A 15,998-nucleotide genomic window follows, 5' to 3' on the forward strand; every position below is an offset into this window, starting at 1 on the left:
CGTCTTACCCAAACGATAAAGGCTTAACCAAACAACAGATATGTTTGATTATCGACTGAAATACTTTTGACTTCAGTGTTGAACACGGACTCTAGCTGTTCAGGCGTAAGAACTTGTTCTGCACGACCTGATGCTTGAAGTACACCTTTGTCGAGCAACAACACTTGGTCTGCATGTCTTAAGGTCCGGTTCAGGTCGTGGTTAGCCATAATCACGGCGATGCCCTTCTCTGCAACTCGTTCAATGAGCTTATATAACAGGGCTTCTTGAGCAATATCCAGCGGAGCTGCGGGTTCATCGAGGATCAACAGCTTTGCGTAAGGATTAAGCGTCGGCCAAATTTGCAGGCACATTCCCGCCAAACGAACGCGTTGCCATTCACCACCAGACAGTGTTTGGATTGAACGATGAAGTTTGTCTGTGATGTCCAACATCTGGCTGATTTCGTCCAAAGCTGCGTTGATTTCAGTATCGAGGCCGTGTGAGGAGCTTGGCAGTGACAATGCAAGGTATTGGAACACTTCTAAGTTGAAGGCTGGCCTTGCACTTTGACAAAGATAAGCACGATGCAATGACAAGTCTTGCAGTGATAATACTGACAAGTCTTGTCCGTCGAGGTTTATATCACCTTTGTAGCCATCACCAACGCCAGATATCGCTTCGAGTAAGGTACTTTTGCCACTGCCATTTGGACCGATGACATGAGTCACCTGCCCTTGCTTGAGATCAAATGATAGTGGTAATAGACGAGCGCCGACGCTCAAGCTCTTAATTTGAATCATGATTTTTAATTAACATCCAAATGAAGATAGGCGCACCGATACTGGTGGTCATCACACCCAAGGGTAGTTCTGCTGAATCTAGTAAAGTTCTTGCACAAATATCAGCAAATACAAGCAATGCTGCACCGGCAACGGCAGACAAAGGAAGAAGGTATCGGTTGTCAGTACCAATCGCTAAGCGCAACAAGTGTGGCACAACCAAGCCAACAAAGCTGATCACGCCGCCTAAGGCAACCGCGCAGCCGACTAAAATAGACACAGCGAAGATCAAGCGCCAGCGTAATCTCGGAACGTTCACGCCTAACTGTGCAGCATGAGTCTCGCCAATCATTAACTTATCTAGCTTACTACCTTGCAGGCACAACCAAATAATCACGGGGATCATCACTAAAGTGAGCGAGTGTTGATACCAAGTAACGCCACCTAAGCTGCCCATCAGCCAATACATCAGTAAACGAAGACTAAGGTCATCACTAAAGTAGAAAGCCCATGTCACCATCGCGCCAGAAAGAATACCTAGCGCCACGCCCACCAGCAATAATTTGGCCGTAGTCAGTCGCATCGTTTTGACCATGCTCACCAGAATAACGGTAAAACAGAGTGAGCCTAAAACGGCGGCAATCATGAACAGTTCTGGAGTAGGAGCAAACGGCAAGAAGAACAGTACAATAACCATCGCCAAACTTGCGCCACCAGAAATGCCGAGCACACCTGGCTCTGCTAATACATTACCCAATAAGACTTGTAGGCTTGCGCCAGATACGGCTAACCCTGCCCCGATAGCAATCGCTGCTAATAATCGAGGTAAGCGTAAATCAATCAGTAGTTTTTGTTCTAACGTGGACAATGTGTCCAGAGGGGAAATGAAGAGATCGCCAACCATTAGGTAAATCGCACTCAGCGCGACAAGCAGTGCTGCCATCAGATAAATGGCTCGGGTCCATTTGCGCTGTTTTTGGTGAAGAAGTTGTTGGAAATCCATATCAAGCTACTTTGAAATTGTTCGCGTAACCTTACCTGTATCCCTAAATAAACTCAAGGCTCACACCGTAATGTGAACCTTGATATTTCAACCAGTTGAGCGGTTGTTTTCGTCTCTTTAACTCGACTAGGTATTAATCGTACACAAGCTGACCATGGTCGAATCGCGTTTCAACTTCGCACACCATTAAGGCAGCTCGTTGACCGATAGCCACGTTGCGATTTGGGAATACCACGGCTTCGTTTTCATTCTTCGCCATCAATGGCTTATCACCATCATGACCAAACACTTCACCGTGCTTGAATGCCGTAAAGTTTTCTACGTCATCAGAGAACATGAAATCAAAGTCATCGTGCAAACGAACAATAGTGCGGCTCACACGATACATGATAGTTCGCTTAGGCAGATGTTCAGGCTCAGCTTCAGCAATCAAGTTACGCATTGCCAAATCAAAAGCAGTGAGCTTATCAAGTTGGTTCTCACCAATTTTTGCGACCTGACCCAATTCCATTGTCAGTGCTTGCGCTTCAAAGTTTTCAGCGCTGTACCAACTGAAGGTGCTCGTTGGTGCATTCGACAGCAACACAGCTTCAACGTGGGCACTGTTGATGAAATCGAAAAGCTCTTTATTACGTACTTCGTGGCGAACCTTAGGGCTCACCGCGAACGAGTAATGCTTAGATAAACGGATTGCGCAGTGCAGATCTAAGTGCCAACGAGTGGCAGGTACCGTTTCCTTGTAAAACTCAGTAACCAAGTACTTAAGGTTCTTCGCGATATCCACTTCTCGATTACTCTCGTGCTGTTTTTCATCAAACAGACGGTTCATATTCACATCAAGAAAACGAGTATGCGCATTGGTTGCTTCTGGGTGAGCAATGATGAACAAACATCTTGCTGTCACTACTTGGAAGCCTGTTTCAATATCCTCAATGAGCTTATCAATCAGCTCCATTGGTGAAGTTTCGTCGCCATGAACACCAGTTGAAAAGATGATGTTCTTGGTTTCAGAATTATATTCCGCGGGAATCACTTCCAATACACCGCGTTGATGAAGCTTAATTTGAACACCGTTACTCAGTACGGTCTGTCCTGCAACCACTTCTTGCTCAAGATCTAGGCTGTCAAAAAGAAATGATTGGCGAAAGAGGGTCTTCGTCATGCGTTACTCCTTAATTGCACGGCCGTATGTTAATAAATTGTACATAGAAATTGTGTTGCTAGGATCGCACTTATCAATAGAAACTCCGTTATCACTCACAAATACTACCCATATATTTTTATATTACCTGCTGACTTTACTAACCGACATCTGTTCCAAATAACTTTCTCTATTTAAAGCTACTTTTGGCTGTCTCAGCTTTTCTCAAGTCATGTCAGCAAGATAAGAGCTACGTAAGCTAACACAGCTCTTACCTGCCATGAACAGATTGAGATCAATTAATCTTCCTGATCGAGCAATCTTTCAAATTCATCGATTTGAACTTTGACCATGTCGATACTTTGTTGCCAAAAATCAGCTTGAGTCAGGTCCATTCCTAAGTGCTTCTGAACGACTTCTTCCGCCATCATGCTGCCCGTATCACGAAGCAACGACACGTAATCGCCGTAGAATTGCTCACCTTTCGCATCACGCTGAGCGTAAACACCTTTACTGAACAGATAACCGAACAGGTATGGATAGTTATAAAAGCTCACTTGAGAGATGCTGAAGTGCAACTTGCTCGCCCAGAAGTAAGGGTCAGCTTCTGTCATTGCCTCGCCGTACCACTCTTTCCAAGTGGTTTCCATCAAGTCACACAGTTGCTGAGCCGTGAGCTCGCCTTTTTCGCGCTGCTCGTAGAAGGCTTTCTCAAACTCAAAACGAACGGGAATGTTCACCATTAATGCCAAAGAAGAAGAAAGCTCTTCCCACAGCATTTCAAGTTTCTCATTACGTGTTTGTGCTTGCTTCAATAGATGGTCACGAACGATGTTTTCAGCAAAGATCGAAGCGGTTTCTGCTAGCGTCATTGGGTAGCGTGTTTGACACAACGGCATGTCTTTCATTACCCAGTTATGGAATGCGTGGCCCAACTCGTGTGCCAGTGTCATTAAGTCAGAGCGACTGCCACTCCATGTCATGAACACAAGTGGCGTGCGTGTCGCGGCAAACTTAGTGCAGTACGCGCCTAAACGTTTGTTGGCTGCTGGTGCGGCATCAATCCAACCGTTCTCAACCATTAAGGCGACAAAATCAGCCATCTCTGGATTGACTTCAGCGAAAGCGGTTTTAATCACTTCGATCGCTTCATCAAATGGATAAACCTTAGATTCGCTGTCACCCAGCGGTGGCATCGCTGCTAAATGGTTCCAAGGCTTCATTTCATCGAGCCCGTGAACTCTTGCCATTAACAGGCCTGCTTTCTGGCCTACTGCTCGATTTGCCTTTGCTACCGACATCATGGTGTCTAGCGTTTCTGGCACAATGCGGCTGCCGTGTAGGCTTGGATCTAGGAAATGTACGTCGCTTATCTTCGAGCGCTTCTTGTTTTCAGTCAGTCGCCAACCCGCCAATGCATTTAGGATCGAAGCAAAAGACTCTTGATGCGTCTTCATTGCGCCTTGAACGGCACGCCAAGCCGGTTCTTGTTTGTCGAATTCGCTGCCATACAACAAGCTCGCCGCTTGAGAAAAGCCTAGAGCTTCGTCTTCGCCGTCTAGCTTTAGCGACAGCTTCAAAGAACCGGTTAGGTTATCGTATAAACGACCCCATCCATCACGGCCATCAACCTTCATCGCAGCTAATAACTGCTCTTCAGCAACACTAAGGCGGCTGCTCGATAGTTTGCGTGAGCTTTCAATAGCAAAACGTTGCCCTGCAACATCGGCACTATCATGCTCTAATACTGCATCAATAAATTCTGGTTCTGCGTGAATTAGCGTGTCTTCGTAAGGGCTGAACGCTTGAGACATTTCAGAGTTCAGCTTAGCTACACGACCAAGTAGTGCTTTGGCTTCTGTGTGCGTCGCGTCTACCGATGCGTGGCAATTAGCGAAGGTGTTGATCGTGCTCAGTAACGTGCCTGCCGCTTCAGAAGTTTGAATGGCGTTTTGCATCGCTAGGATAATATGACGCTTTTCAACATGCAGGTACAACAGTTCAATACACTGTTGAATCAGTTCGATGTCTTGTTCGATTTTTGCATCATCAAGATCGCGATAAGCAATGCTTAAATCCCAACTTGGAGTTGTCATGACTAAATTCCTTTCACGTAGGTAGTAATACCAATCTGGTATAGAGACTGTAAACGCCGCTTTATACTTCTATTTATATTTCTATTTCTATCTACAGTTCTAATAGATTGTTAATTCTTAAAACTGTGTATTTTTAACACTCAGAGAACAGGCAACCCTATCGACTTTACACTGATAAAACTCTGTGCGAACTGAGTGACTTGAATATGAGTTATCGACGCGTTTTCTATCGATAGCTTCGAATAGAGACTCGGATTTTTCCAATCAATATCAAGGCAATGCGCCAATAACATTCGAATTACGCCACCATGAGTAACCAGCAGTAGATTGTCACTTGGATCATTCAAAAGTTGCGACCAAGCTTGAGTTACCCTGTCATGGAAGCTCTGTAAACTTTCCGCACCAGTCAGTTGATGATTTGCGGGATCTTGCCAGAAAGTGTCTAGCATCGCCCACTTGTCTTCAAGTTCATCAAATGCGACCCCGTCAACTTCACCAAAGTTCATTTCTTGGAAATCTGGTGCAACAGACAGAGGCACCGACATGCGTTGTGCATATAGGTTTGCCAAGTCACTGCATCGTCTTAATGGTGAGGTAATAACACCATCGAAAGCGACATCGTTCTGAGCCAACGCATCATAAATCCGCTGTTGAATATTTGGATTAACCAACACGTCAGATAAACCATTCAGTGCTGCTTTCCCTTCAACCTTGCCGTGTCTCAGCAAATAGATGTTTTTGGTTGTTCCATTGACCATGTGTGCGACCTAGCCTTGAGTATCAAGCAAGTGATTAGATGTTTTTAAGCTCAGTGGTAACCCTGCAGCGACCAGTGTGACGCGTTCAACTGCGCGAGCCAATGCTTGGTTCATTCGCCCCGCATTGTCGACAAACAAGCGCGACACTTTACCCAGAGGTACCACACCTAAACCGACTTCGTTAGAGACCATGATAATTTGCGCTGGGCTTTGCTCTACGCTTTTGACCAAGGCTTCAACCACTGCTTCCACTTGTTCATTAGTCGCGTCATCACCCAGTTCAAAGATGATGTTGTTCAACCACAATGTTAGGCAGTCGATCAGCACCACATCATCTTGATCAAAAGACTGCAGTTTCGAGGCTAACTCGACGGGTACTTCATGCTCAATCCACTGCTCGCCACGACGTTGTTGATGGTGCGTGATTCGTTCTCGCATTTCATCATCAAGATATGTCGCTGTCGCAATATAGTTGAGGCGTCCATTTGAACATGCTTCAAACGCACATAATGCTTGTTGCTCTGCAAAACTCGACTTGCCAGAACGAGCTCCGCCCAATACCAGATGGCTGTTTCGCTGGCTTGATTGAATAGTTTGATTTGTGTTTGTCATAGGAAACCGTTATAGAAAGCCATTGTAAAATACAGTAATGAATACAAGGTAAATCAGTAACTCCATCAACTGTTGAGCGGCCCCCAAGCAGTCGCCGGTAAAGCCGCCAATTCGAGCCGTTAACCACTTTTTGAAACCAGTTCTGAACAGATAAGCGACGACAGATAAAACCAAAGCGAATTCAACACCAAACCACAGGCTTGGCAGAACGCCAACAAGCAATAGAAAGACAAGTTCGCCCCTAGTTTGCTTATTGGCCAATGGCTTACTTTTACTGGTATCTAAATCGCTGACATAGGGCATGTCATAGATAAGTGACGCAGCAATTGCACGGCTAAAGGTATAACTGGTAACGATAACCATAAACAGAGCTGTCATGTTGACCAACTCGTTCAACAGCACCCACTTGCCAAGCAGAGCCATAACCAGAGCAGACGCGCCATAGGTACCAATTCGGCTGTCTTTCATAATGGTCAAACGGCGTTCTAAGGTCATGCCGCCGCCAATACCATCCGCCATATCGGTTAAGCCGTCTTCATGAAAAGCACCAGTGAGCATCAAGCTAAAACTCATCATTAAAAAGATCGCCACCGCACTCGGCAATATGGTATCAAGTAGCAAGAACACACCGCCACACAGAACACCAAGTAACAAACCAACCGTTGAAAAGTAGCGCCCAGAACTGTTCATTCGCTCTGATGAATAGGGCGTATTCTTCGGCATTGGCAAGCGAGAAAAGAAGCCCATCGCCAGTGCAAACAGCTCCCATTGATAAGTGACTCGATCTTTCAACGATCTTTCTGGCGTATCACTCATTAAACCGTGACTCCAGCGCTTTCGAAGCTCGCCATGTTGTTATAGAACTCGGCTGCCGCACGAATAATGGGAATAGCTAGAGCAGCACCCGTTCCCTCACCTAATCTCAATCCAAGATCGAGCAGAGGCTCAGCGTCTAGCAGTTCTAATAGAATTTTGTGCCCCGACTCTTCAGACCGATGAGCGAAGATCATGTAATCGCGGCAATTCGGTTCAATTAAGGTCGCGACATACGCCGCAACCGACACGATAAAGCCATCGACTAATATTGGTGTTCTGTTCTGGTAAGAGCCAAGAAAACCACCTACCATCTGAACGATCTCATAGCCACCGACTTGTGCCAGTACCTCTTTAATATCTTTAAGCTTTTTCACTTCTTTAAGCTCTAAACCTTTGCAACGTGCGACACCTTGCTCAACCACAGCCACTTTACGTGCAAGCTGTTCATTGTTGATGCCAGTGCCTAGGCCGACACACTCCGCTGCAGCACGATTCGATAATGCACTTAAGATCGCTGATGCGCTGCTGGTATTACCGATGCCCATTTCACCAAACATGATGATATTGGTGCCATTCGAAATGGTTCTAGATACAAGCTCTGTACCCAGTTCAATGCCACGTTCAACCGTTTCTAAACTCATTGCCGCTTCATTGGCAAAGTTATTGGTTCGCGTACCCAAGCGCTGAGAGATCAACATGTCACTGTCAGATTCCACAGGCAACAATATCCCCGTGTCGACTACCGTGATATCGATATTATTCACCGCACAGAAGCAATTGATCGCCGCGCCACCGGTTAAGAAGTTCAGCACCATCTGCTGTGTCACGGCACTTGGAGCAATACTCACACCTTCATCTGCTATGCCATGGTCGCCAGCAAAAATGATGATACTTGGCTTATTCAATTCGATGCGTTCAACCGCAGCTTCTTTGCCTTGGCTCTGAATCAATGCCAATTGATGAGCGACTTTTTCTAGTAAGCCAAGCGCACCGAGCGGCTTAGTTTTTTGGTCAATTCGGTGTTGGATGTACTGCGAGTATTGGGTATCTAACATAGTTTTTAAAAACGCTTATTCTGGGTACGTTAATTTAGGATTGGCTATTTTGGGCGAGCAACAGAGAACACATTAGAAAGCGTCGCGTATTCACCGCCACCAAGTCGAGACAGTGGGTTCAATGCCAACGCATCAACCTTAAGACGTTCACTCTCTTTATCGATCACATCTTCGGAAATATACACGGTTTCGACTTGAGCAAAGATAAGGCTTTGTGGCACCTCTCCAACCTCTTTTACTTCGTACAAGGTGCAGCCAAAAGCGACCGCGCACTCTTTTACTCTCGGTAAAGAAAAGCCCTCAAATTCAACCAGCTCAATATCATTCGCGGTGACTTCAGAATCACCATGATCGAGAGTGGCTGCTGTTGCTGTCATTGTTTCGGCAGAACTTGAAGAAGCAATGTGAATCACTAGCTTACCCGTTTCTAGGGCATTACGGGTGGTATCTTTGATTTCGCCCGATGGCTTCTTTCCGACCGACAACATCAGTAGCGGCGGATTGCTAGAAACAGGCGTGAAATAAGAGAAAGGCGCTAGGTTGTACTCTTGTTCAGAAGATTCCGTCAATGCCCATGCAATAGGCCTAGGCACAACAGTTTGTGTCATCAGGTGATAAATCTGAGTAGGAGCAAGAGTATCAAGCTTGAGGTTCATAGCACGTCCTTGGTCTATGTGAATTACGACTCAGTTTACGTGTTAAGCAAAGCCGTATCTATGCCTAATCAATAGAAACCGTAGAGAGTGTTCTTAATTTAAACAGATCTCGCTGAGTTTTTCTCAAATTGACAATCAAATTGACGAACCCTAGAACACAAACAACACTGATAATAGATTTATCAATAACTTACATTTTGGCATCGTTTATGCTTTATCTAAAGTACTTATTAATCTCTCCATTGATAAGTACCCATACAGTGAATGCCCACAACACTGACGCTACACAAAGAAAGACAATCGATTGAAAGACAAAACAGAACAACGATTTAGGAGGTGTAATGATTCCAAACTCTAGTAAAAGAAAACCAAATAAATCAAGTAAGAAAACCAGCAAAAAGGTAAGGAAAATCCCACTATCCTTCACCTAGAAAGCAGTACAGTAAGTAACAAAGCCCGTCGCCCAGCGGGCTTTGTTATGTTTAACGCGTTAGTTATTTTTAACACCGTACTTATGTTTCAGACCGCATTTATATTCCACACCACAATTATGTTTCAGACCGTACTTATGCTTCAGACCATACTCATGCGTCAAGCCAAACTAAATCATCGCTTTTTCCATAAACAGGTGACTCCCCACACACTACTGACCACTCGTTTAACAAACTTTTATTCGCTTAAAATTCAAACACTGTTTATATTAAACAAGCACTTGTGGAGTGAATAAGGGATTAGAATGAGCATTGCTGGAGACAAAACATCGGTTGTTGTGGCTGGTGCAACAGGGCTAATTGGTCATCATGTGATGAGGCAGCTCATTGATGAGCCCGCGGTCGACAATATCTATGCGTTATCCCGAAGATCACTCCATGCACAATTTGACTCCAATAAACTCCACACACTCATTCATAATGACCTGCAAGTCACGAGTTGGGATGATACGAATGCGACGCCTAAACTTGGCGTTATCTGCTTAGGTACGACTAAGAAAAAGGCAGGATCAAAAGAAGCACTTCGCAAAGTCGATGTTGAATTGGTTAGCCAAGTTGCACAGTCGATGAAGTTTCTTGGAGTACAACGCGTTGCCGTTGTTTCGAGCTATGGCGCTTCACCAGATTCTTATTCACACTACCTTCGTTGCAAAGGGCAAATGGAGCAAAACTTAAAACGTATTGGCTTCAAGCAGCTTTTCATCGCACGTCCGGGGCCGCTGGTTGGTGAACGTGATGAACCAAGAGCCGATGAAAAACTCCTGCAAAGCATCTTTCCTTTAGTCTCTCCCTTTATGCTTGGTCAGTTCAAAAACCTACGCCCTATTCAAGCGGAAGACGTCGCGAAGGCAATGTTGTTCCGATTATTCGAAAATAATTTTAAAAATACCGAAATTTACTCGTCAAGTGACATGCTCAATTTATTGGCAAAATATCGCTAAAAAGCTCACCTATTCATCACAATGTTGAATATCCACCCATCCCATTGAGTGGATATTACTAATCGTTCTAATAAATTACTTTTCCTTATTTTACGTTTTGTAACAGAACGTTATTTTAGCAGAAGTACTGACACCTATACATCTAGGTGCTTAATTGATTTAGAGTTATTCATAAGGAAAACAAATGTCATTTTCAGCTATCGCTGCCTTAGCGGTATTCACTGGTATCCTCTTTTTTCTCTACGGACAGCAGAAAAAAGAAAACACACTTTCTCGCCTCGTTTTACTTGGTTTAGTTTTTGGTAGTGCATTTGGTCTTGGTCTACAGCTGCTATTTGGTGAAGGCAATCCCATCATCAAAGAGACGCTAGACTGGGTAAACATCGTTGGTCGTGGTTACGTTGGATTGCTTAAAATGGTAATCATGCCATTAGTCTTGGTTTCAATGATTGCGGCTGTAGTGAAGCTTGAAAAAGGCGGTTCACTGGGCAAGATTTCTGGTATCACTATTTCAGTATTACTCGCCACAACAGCGATCTCTGCGATTGTTGGTATTGCAGTGGCGCAAGCATTCGGCCTTTCTGCTGAAGGCTTAACAGAGGGCGCTCGTGAAACAGCTCGTATTGCAACACTAGAAAGCCGCATGGGAAGTGTTTCAGACCTAACCATTCCACAAATGCTGGTTAGTTTCATTCCGACCAACCCGTTTGCAGATCTAACGGGCGCTCGCTCTACGTCTATCATTGCGGTTGTTATCTTCGGCGTTCTAACAGGTATTGCTGCTCGTAAAGTAATGGCTGAGAAAGAAGAGCTAGAATCACCGATCCGTACTTTCGTTGACGCTGCGCAATCTATCGTTATGCGCTTAGTTAAGATGATTATGGCACTCACGCCATACGGCATCGCTGCTTTAATGGCGAAAGTTGTAGCAACATCAAGTGCTTCTGACATCCTAAGCTTACTGGGTTTCATCGTTGCTTCTTACGTCGCAATCATCCTGATGTTTGTTGTCCACGGTGTGTTGGTCTCTTTTGTTGGTGTAAACCCGAAAGAGTACTTCCAAAAAATCTGGCCGGTCCTAACGTTCGCTTTCACTTCACGTAGTTCTGCTGCAACGATTCCACTGAACGTTGAAGCTCAAATCACTAAGCTAAATGTGCCACCAGCGATTGCTAACCTGTCTGCTACTTTCGGTGCGACGATTGGTCAGAATGGTTGTGCGGGTATCTACCCTGCAATGCTAGCAGTCATGGTTGCGCCTACGGTTGGTATCGACCCAATGGACATCAACTTCATTCTGTCTCTAATTGCTATCATTACAGTGAGCTCATTCGGTATCGCGGGTGTGGGTGGCGGTGCAACATTCGCGGCACTTATCGTGCTACCCGCTATGGGGCTTCCAGTAACGATTGCAGCACTGCTTATCTCTATCGAACCACTTATCGATATGGCACGTACAGCGCTTAACGTATCTGGTGCAATGACAGCCGGTACGATCACAAGTCGCCTATTGGGTAAGAAAGACAAGCAACAGGATCTAGAACAAGCGAACGCTTAATGGATTCAATTGATTCATTAACTTGAGTCTCTTTAAACAAAAAAACCGATGCACATGCATCGGTTTTTTATTATTTGTCGTTTCTAGCTTCAGTTACTTCACAAGCAACAGCGCTTAGAGCACTCGTTGGATCACTTTTTCGGCGAGCGATTCATCGTCATCTTCACTCAATCCGCTGATGCCAATTGCGCCAATCACCTGCCCCTTTATCTCAATGGGAACACCGCCTTTAAAGCCAGTGATCTTTGAGTCGGTCCAGTAACTTAAGTCTTGACCAGTTTCTCTCGCCCAAACACCTAAGTTACCACTTGGCTGCCTGTCTCTTGCAGACGTATAAGCTTTGTTCTGTGCTAACAACCCGGCTTGTACGCTCACATTATCCATGCGAATAAACGCCAATAACTCTCCGTGCGTATCACACACGCTCACCGCAATTGCTTGTTGATGATGCTCAGCAATATCGAGAGCGTTAGACACCAACTGTTGTGCGATCTTTTGATTCAACATGTTCATTCCTTATGGCAGTGCTTGACCACGTGAGTACACGTATAAGTTGTACCACTCTTCACGAGACAGACTTATCTGAGTCGCTACTGATGAAGCTTTGATTCGCTCTAGGTTTGTGGTGCCAATAACAGGTTGGATACGAGCAGGGTGACGAAGCAAAAATGCCAACACAATCGCTTCACTTTCTACCCCATATTGGTTCGCTAACTGAGCCACGTAGTGCGCCGTCTTTTTCACGTTTTCATGTTCTGAATACAAACCTTGCTCAGCAAATCGACCTTGTGCCAAACAGCCCCAAGCTTGCAGTTGGATGTTATTCATTTGGCAATGTTCTAGTGTGCCTGCGGCGAAATCTGATTGATGATGCCCTTGCGAGTTAATCATCACCCCATCATTCAACCAATCCAGCTTGGTTAAGCTCATCTCAATTTGATTCGCGACAATGGGCTGCCCGAGCGCAGATTGTAGGTACTGAATTTGGTGGCTGTTCATGTTCGACACACCAAAGAAATCGACCTTACCTTGCGCTTTTAAGTGCTCTAACACTCTTGCCAGCTCATCAAGTTCCATCAGAGGATCAGGACGATGTAATAGCAGCACATCGAGTTTTTCAGTATTCAATCGGTTGAGAATACCGTCTACCGATTGGCTTACCCAATCAGCCGAGAAATCATAACGACCAACATTGCCCTCACCTTCAAAACGAATCCCACACTTAGATTGAATGAACATCTGCTCTCTCAGTTCAGGCGCTTGTTGTAATGCTTGACCAAAGGCTTGCTCGGCTTTGCTGAAGGTATAGATGTCCGCATGGTCGAATAAATTAATACCCGATTCTAATGCTGTGTCGATTACGCTTCGTGTTTGAGCAACATCCGCACTTGTCACTAGATTATCATTCCAGCCACCACCTAACCCCATGCAGCCATAGGCAACTTGGCCGACATTCGGCAAATAATTTGATAACGGGATACTCTTTTTCTCATTCGTTTTGTTTGTAGATTCAATGCTGTTCGTCATATCGATTCTCGCTTAGAAGATTTGCTGACCAGAAATATGCCTCTATCATATTGTTCTTTTTAAAAAACAGAATATGCTAGTTACGAAATAATTGTTTGATATGACGAACAATAGATAGGTAGGAACGCGCAAATGAACGAACACAAAAGAATAGAACGACTGATCCTGTTTGTAGAACTTGCTCAGCAACTCAACTTTACCAAGGCAGCCGAAAAGCTCGGTATCTCTAAGAGCTACCTTTCTGAGCAGATCAAACGTTTAGAGAACGACTTACAGTGCCCGCTTTTGGTCAGAACCACGCGCAGTGTTCGTTTAACCCAAGAAGGCGACCGCGCGTTACAACAAGGCTTAACGATTCGCTCGCAAGTCTTACAGCTTGAACGCAGCGTTTCAGAGCAACATGATATCGTAAAAGGTCTATTACGCCTCACTGCTCCAAAGATGTTTACTGAGGTATATCTATTCGATATCTGCCAACGGTTTAGGCAGCAATACCCTGAGATCCGTTTCGAGATAAACAGTAGCTACACCAACTTTAATCTCAACCAAGATGATATCGATATCGCGTTTCGCGCCACCAATACGCCACCTGACAACATGGTGGCGAAACACTTAATTAGCTATCAGCATGATTTAGTCGCGACTTCCGGCTATCTTGATAAATTTGGCCGCCCCAACAATGCCAACGACTTAAATGACCATCAATGCTTAGCAACGCTGCACCAAACCGAGTGGCCTTTAAAATCGGCAAATATTGATGTGTCCGGCTGGCTTTCAAGTAATGACAACCACTTACTTAAGCAACAAGCTATGGCGGGCAGTGGCATCATCCGTATCGCAAGTTATTACGTCGCAAAAGAGGTCGAGCTTGGAGAATTAGAGCGAGTGCTGCCTGATGAATGCCTGCAACAAGGCAACAGTATTTATCTTTTCTATCCGCAAGTTATTTATCCTGCAAAGAAACACCAAGTGTTCGTTAAATTTGTTCAGCATTACTTTGAGAGCTTGATAATTTAAGAGCTTGAAAACTGGAGAGCTAGATCATTTAAGATCTTGAAGATTTGGTAGTTTAAGAATATGAAAGCTGAGTTAACGAGTTGAAAAAACGGAAACCGATGAACAGATAGATCAAATAACACGAAATAAGGTTTAAATAACTTTCTTGATTTATATACCTATATTTAGAATGGGATTATCGAACAATAATAAAGCGATTTTTTTCGAATGCTCTCATCGATGATTGTTCTTGATAGAAAGAAATCGTGCATTTGTTCAATAATACAATGAGTTATCTATGAATGATTAACATAACTGATATATGATGCACCGCTTCAGTATGTCACATCATCTTGGCACCAGTTCGATAACAGGATCCTCATGAGCTTTATTATATTATTACTTCTTCTGCTATTCGTAGGCTTTACACGTTTACTTCAGTGGCGAAAAACCTCTCTGTTTTTATCTCTTGTTCTTATATCGTCATTTGTGTTGATTGGTTCAGGCTTAATTCCTCGTTACTTACTGAACGACCTACAAGCCGATTACGAAAGTAAGCCTGATATCCAATGGTCTGACAATAACGCTATTGTTCTTCTGGGTGCGGGAACGCAGTTAATTAAAAGCACGCAAGAGTTCGAGCCAGCCTTTTTCTCTTTCGGCAGAATCAACGAAGCGGCAAGCCAATATAAAGATTGCGCCAAAACCCAAACCACATGCGCAGTTATCATCAGTGGTGGCGATGCACAAAATAATGGTGTAACTGAAGCAGAAGTTTATCAACAACAATTGCTGAGACTTGGCGTTCCAATACGTGACATCATTCAAGAGCCAAATAGCGTAAACACTTGGAAGAATGCACAGCTCACTAGTGACCTAATGAAGCATCATAAATTCGATAACATTGTGTTAGTTTCGTCTGGCCTGCATATTCGTCGCAGCGAGCTCTACTTCAACCACTTCGGCTTAAATGTTATTCCAGTAAGAGCCGATTATATGGCAGCTCAAGTTTCGTGGTTGCCACTATGGTACAACTTTGCGGTCACAGATTTTGCTTTGCATGAACAGATAGGCTTTGCTCGTTACAACATCTACAACTTTATGGGTTGGAACAGTAAACGCGAACAGCCAGGTGATGCTTAAACACGTTCAATTGAGTTAACTAGAGCCATATAAAACAAAGATGCAGCAACAACCGAAAGGTTATTGGCTGCATTTTTTGATCCTGCCTATCACAACACCATTTCTTATTCTCATTTACGTCTGTTCTTGCCGTTCGGCAACCATTCCTGCTAGCTAATCACTCAGCCAATTTTCCAAATAGCAGGCTACGAAAATATAAACGTTCAACAATCAACCACCTAATATTTTGATAGTTGAAACTAATTGAAAACAATCGCAATAACCCTTTATAAAACAACAATCCAATCAACATAACTAGCTGATAATTATAAGTATTTATTTTCAATTCATTTCAGTATTTTTGGCATTGTTTTATATGACAGAGTACACCCCGCTAGTAACCCTCGGCTTTAAATAATATCAATAAAATCTAATAACTCGATTCTAATAAAAATAGCCAAATAA

General features: G+C 44.1%; 15 protein-coding genes. 4 read left to right on the forward strand and 11 right to left on the reverse strand.

Annotated features, from left to right (window positions below):
• Nucleotides 1-23: 23 nt before the first annotated feature.
• The 9 genes from btuD to L3V33_RS12915 all read right to left on the reverse strand — a co-directional run bounded on the left by btuD (nt 24) and on the right by L3V33_RS12915 (nt 8,898).
• Nucleotides 24-782 (reverse strand): vitamin B12 ABC transporter ATP-binding protein BtuD, encoded by a 759-nt coding sequence (btuD, locus tag L3V33_RS12875; protein WP_237290546.1) that lies wholly within the window; start codon nt 780-782, stop codon nt 24-26.
• Complete coding sequence (gene btuC, locus L3V33_RS12880; protein ID WP_102427811.1) at nt 769-1,764, reverse strand: vitamin B12 ABC transporter permease BtuC; 996 nt, start codon at nt 1,762-1,764, stop codon at nt 769-771. Before btuC ends, btuD begins: the two co-directional genes overlap by 14 nt.
• A 133-nt stretch (nt 1,765-1,897) precedes the next feature.
• On the reverse strand, nt 1,898-2,926 hold the full coding sequence (locus L3V33_RS12885; protein ID WP_237290547.1) for a succinylglutamate desuccinylase: 1,029 nt from the start codon (nt 2,924-2,926) through the stop codon (nt 1,898-1,900).
• A 278-nt stretch (nt 2,927-3,204) separates the two neighbouring features.
• Entirely contained in the window at nt 3,205-5,001 is a 1,797-nt protein-coding gene (locus tag L3V33_RS12890) for a M3 family oligoendopeptidase (protein WP_237290548.1), read from the reverse strand.
• A gap of 140 nt (nt 5,002-5,141) precedes the next feature.
• Nucleotides 5,142-5,759 carry an alpha-ribazole phosphatase family protein gene (cobC, locus tag L3V33_RS12895; protein ID WP_237290549.1) on the reverse strand — a complete coding sequence of 206 codons (618 nt, stop codon included), beginning with the start codon at nt 5,757-5,759 and terminating at the stop codon, nt 5,142-5,144.
• Between the two features lie 9 nt (nt 5,760-5,768).
• Nucleotides 5,769-6,371 (reverse strand): bifunctional adenosylcobinamide kinase/adenosylcobinamide-phosphate guanylyltransferase, encoded by a 603-nt coding sequence (gene cobU / locus L3V33_RS12900; protein WP_237290550.1) that lies wholly within the window; start codon nt 6,369-6,371, stop codon nt 5,769-5,771.
• Nucleotides 6,372-6,380: 9 nt separating this feature from the next.
• Nucleotides 6,381-7,187 carry an adenosylcobinamide-GDP ribazoletransferase gene (locus tag L3V33_RS12905; protein ID WP_237290551.1) on the reverse strand — a complete coding sequence of 269 codons (807 nt, stop codon included), beginning with the start codon at nt 7,185-7,187 and terminating at the stop codon, nt 6,381-6,383.
• The gene (gene cobT / locus L3V33_RS12910; RefSeq protein ID WP_237290552.1) at nt 7,187-8,242 is read right to left on the reverse strand and encodes a nicotinate-nucleotide--dimethylbenzimidazole phosphoribosyltransferase; all 1,056 of its coding nucleotides are present in this window, start codon (nt 8,240-8,242) and stop codon (nt 7,187-7,189) included. The genes L3V33_RS12905 and cobT overlap by 1 nt, the downstream gene beginning before the upstream one ends.
• A gap of 44 nt (nt 8,243-8,286) precedes the next feature.
• Nucleotides 8,287-8,898 carry a flavin reductase family protein gene (locus tag L3V33_RS12915; RefSeq protein WP_237290553.1) on the reverse strand — a complete coding sequence of 204 codons (612 nt, stop codon included), beginning with the start codon at nt 8,896-8,898 and terminating at the stop codon, nt 8,287-8,289.
• Between the two features lie 736 nt (nt 8,899-9,634).
• Here L3V33_RS12915 and L3V33_RS12920 point away from each other — a divergent pair.
• Both L3V33_RS12920 and L3V33_RS12925 read left to right on the forward strand, forming a co-directional pair.
• The gene (locus L3V33_RS12920; RefSeq protein ID WP_065205370.1) at nt 9,635-10,330 is read left to right on the forward strand and encodes an NAD-dependent epimerase/dehydratase family protein; all 696 of its coding nucleotides are present in this window, start codon (nt 9,635-9,637) and stop codon (nt 10,328-10,330) included.
• 184 nt (nt 10,331-10,514) lie between these two features.
• A complete protein-coding gene (locus L3V33_RS12925; RefSeq protein WP_017077997.1) occupies nt 10,515-11,888 on the forward strand; it encodes an L-cystine transporter in 1,374 nt (457 codons plus the stop codon).
• 114 nt (nt 11,889-12,002) lie between these two features.
• On the opposite strand, the gene L3V33_RS12930 is transcribed toward L3V33_RS12925, so the two are convergent.
• Complete coding sequence (locus tag L3V33_RS12930; protein ID WP_237290554.1) at nt 12,003-12,395, reverse strand: heme-binding protein; 393 nt, start codon at nt 12,393-12,395, stop codon at nt 12,003-12,005.
• Between the two features lie 9 nt (nt 12,396-12,404).
• Nucleotides 12,405-13,415 (reverse strand): aldo/keto reductase, encoded by a 1,011-nt coding sequence (locus L3V33_RS12935; protein ID WP_065205372.1) that lies wholly within the window; start codon nt 13,413-13,415, stop codon nt 12,405-12,407.
• Between the two features lie 132 nt (nt 13,416-13,547).
• Between L3V33_RS12935 and L3V33_RS12940 the strand changes: the two genes are divergently transcribed.
• Entirely contained in the window at nt 13,548-14,432 is an 885-nt protein-coding gene (locus tag L3V33_RS12940) for a LysR family transcriptional regulator (RefSeq protein ID WP_237290555.1), read from the forward strand.
• Nucleotides 14,433-14,792: 360 nt separating this feature from the next.
• On the forward strand, nt 14,793-15,554 hold the full coding sequence (locus tag L3V33_RS12945; protein ID WP_237290556.1) for a YdcF family protein: 762 nt from the start codon (nt 14,793-14,795) through the stop codon (nt 15,552-15,554).
• Nucleotides 15,555-15,998: the final 444 nt, after the last annotated feature.

The organism is Vibrio sp. A2-1, assembly GCF_021728355.1.
In the GTDB taxonomy this organism is placed as follows: domain Bacteria; phylum Pseudomonadota; class Gammaproteobacteria; order Enterobacterales; family Vibrionaceae; genus Vibrio; species Vibrio splendidus_K.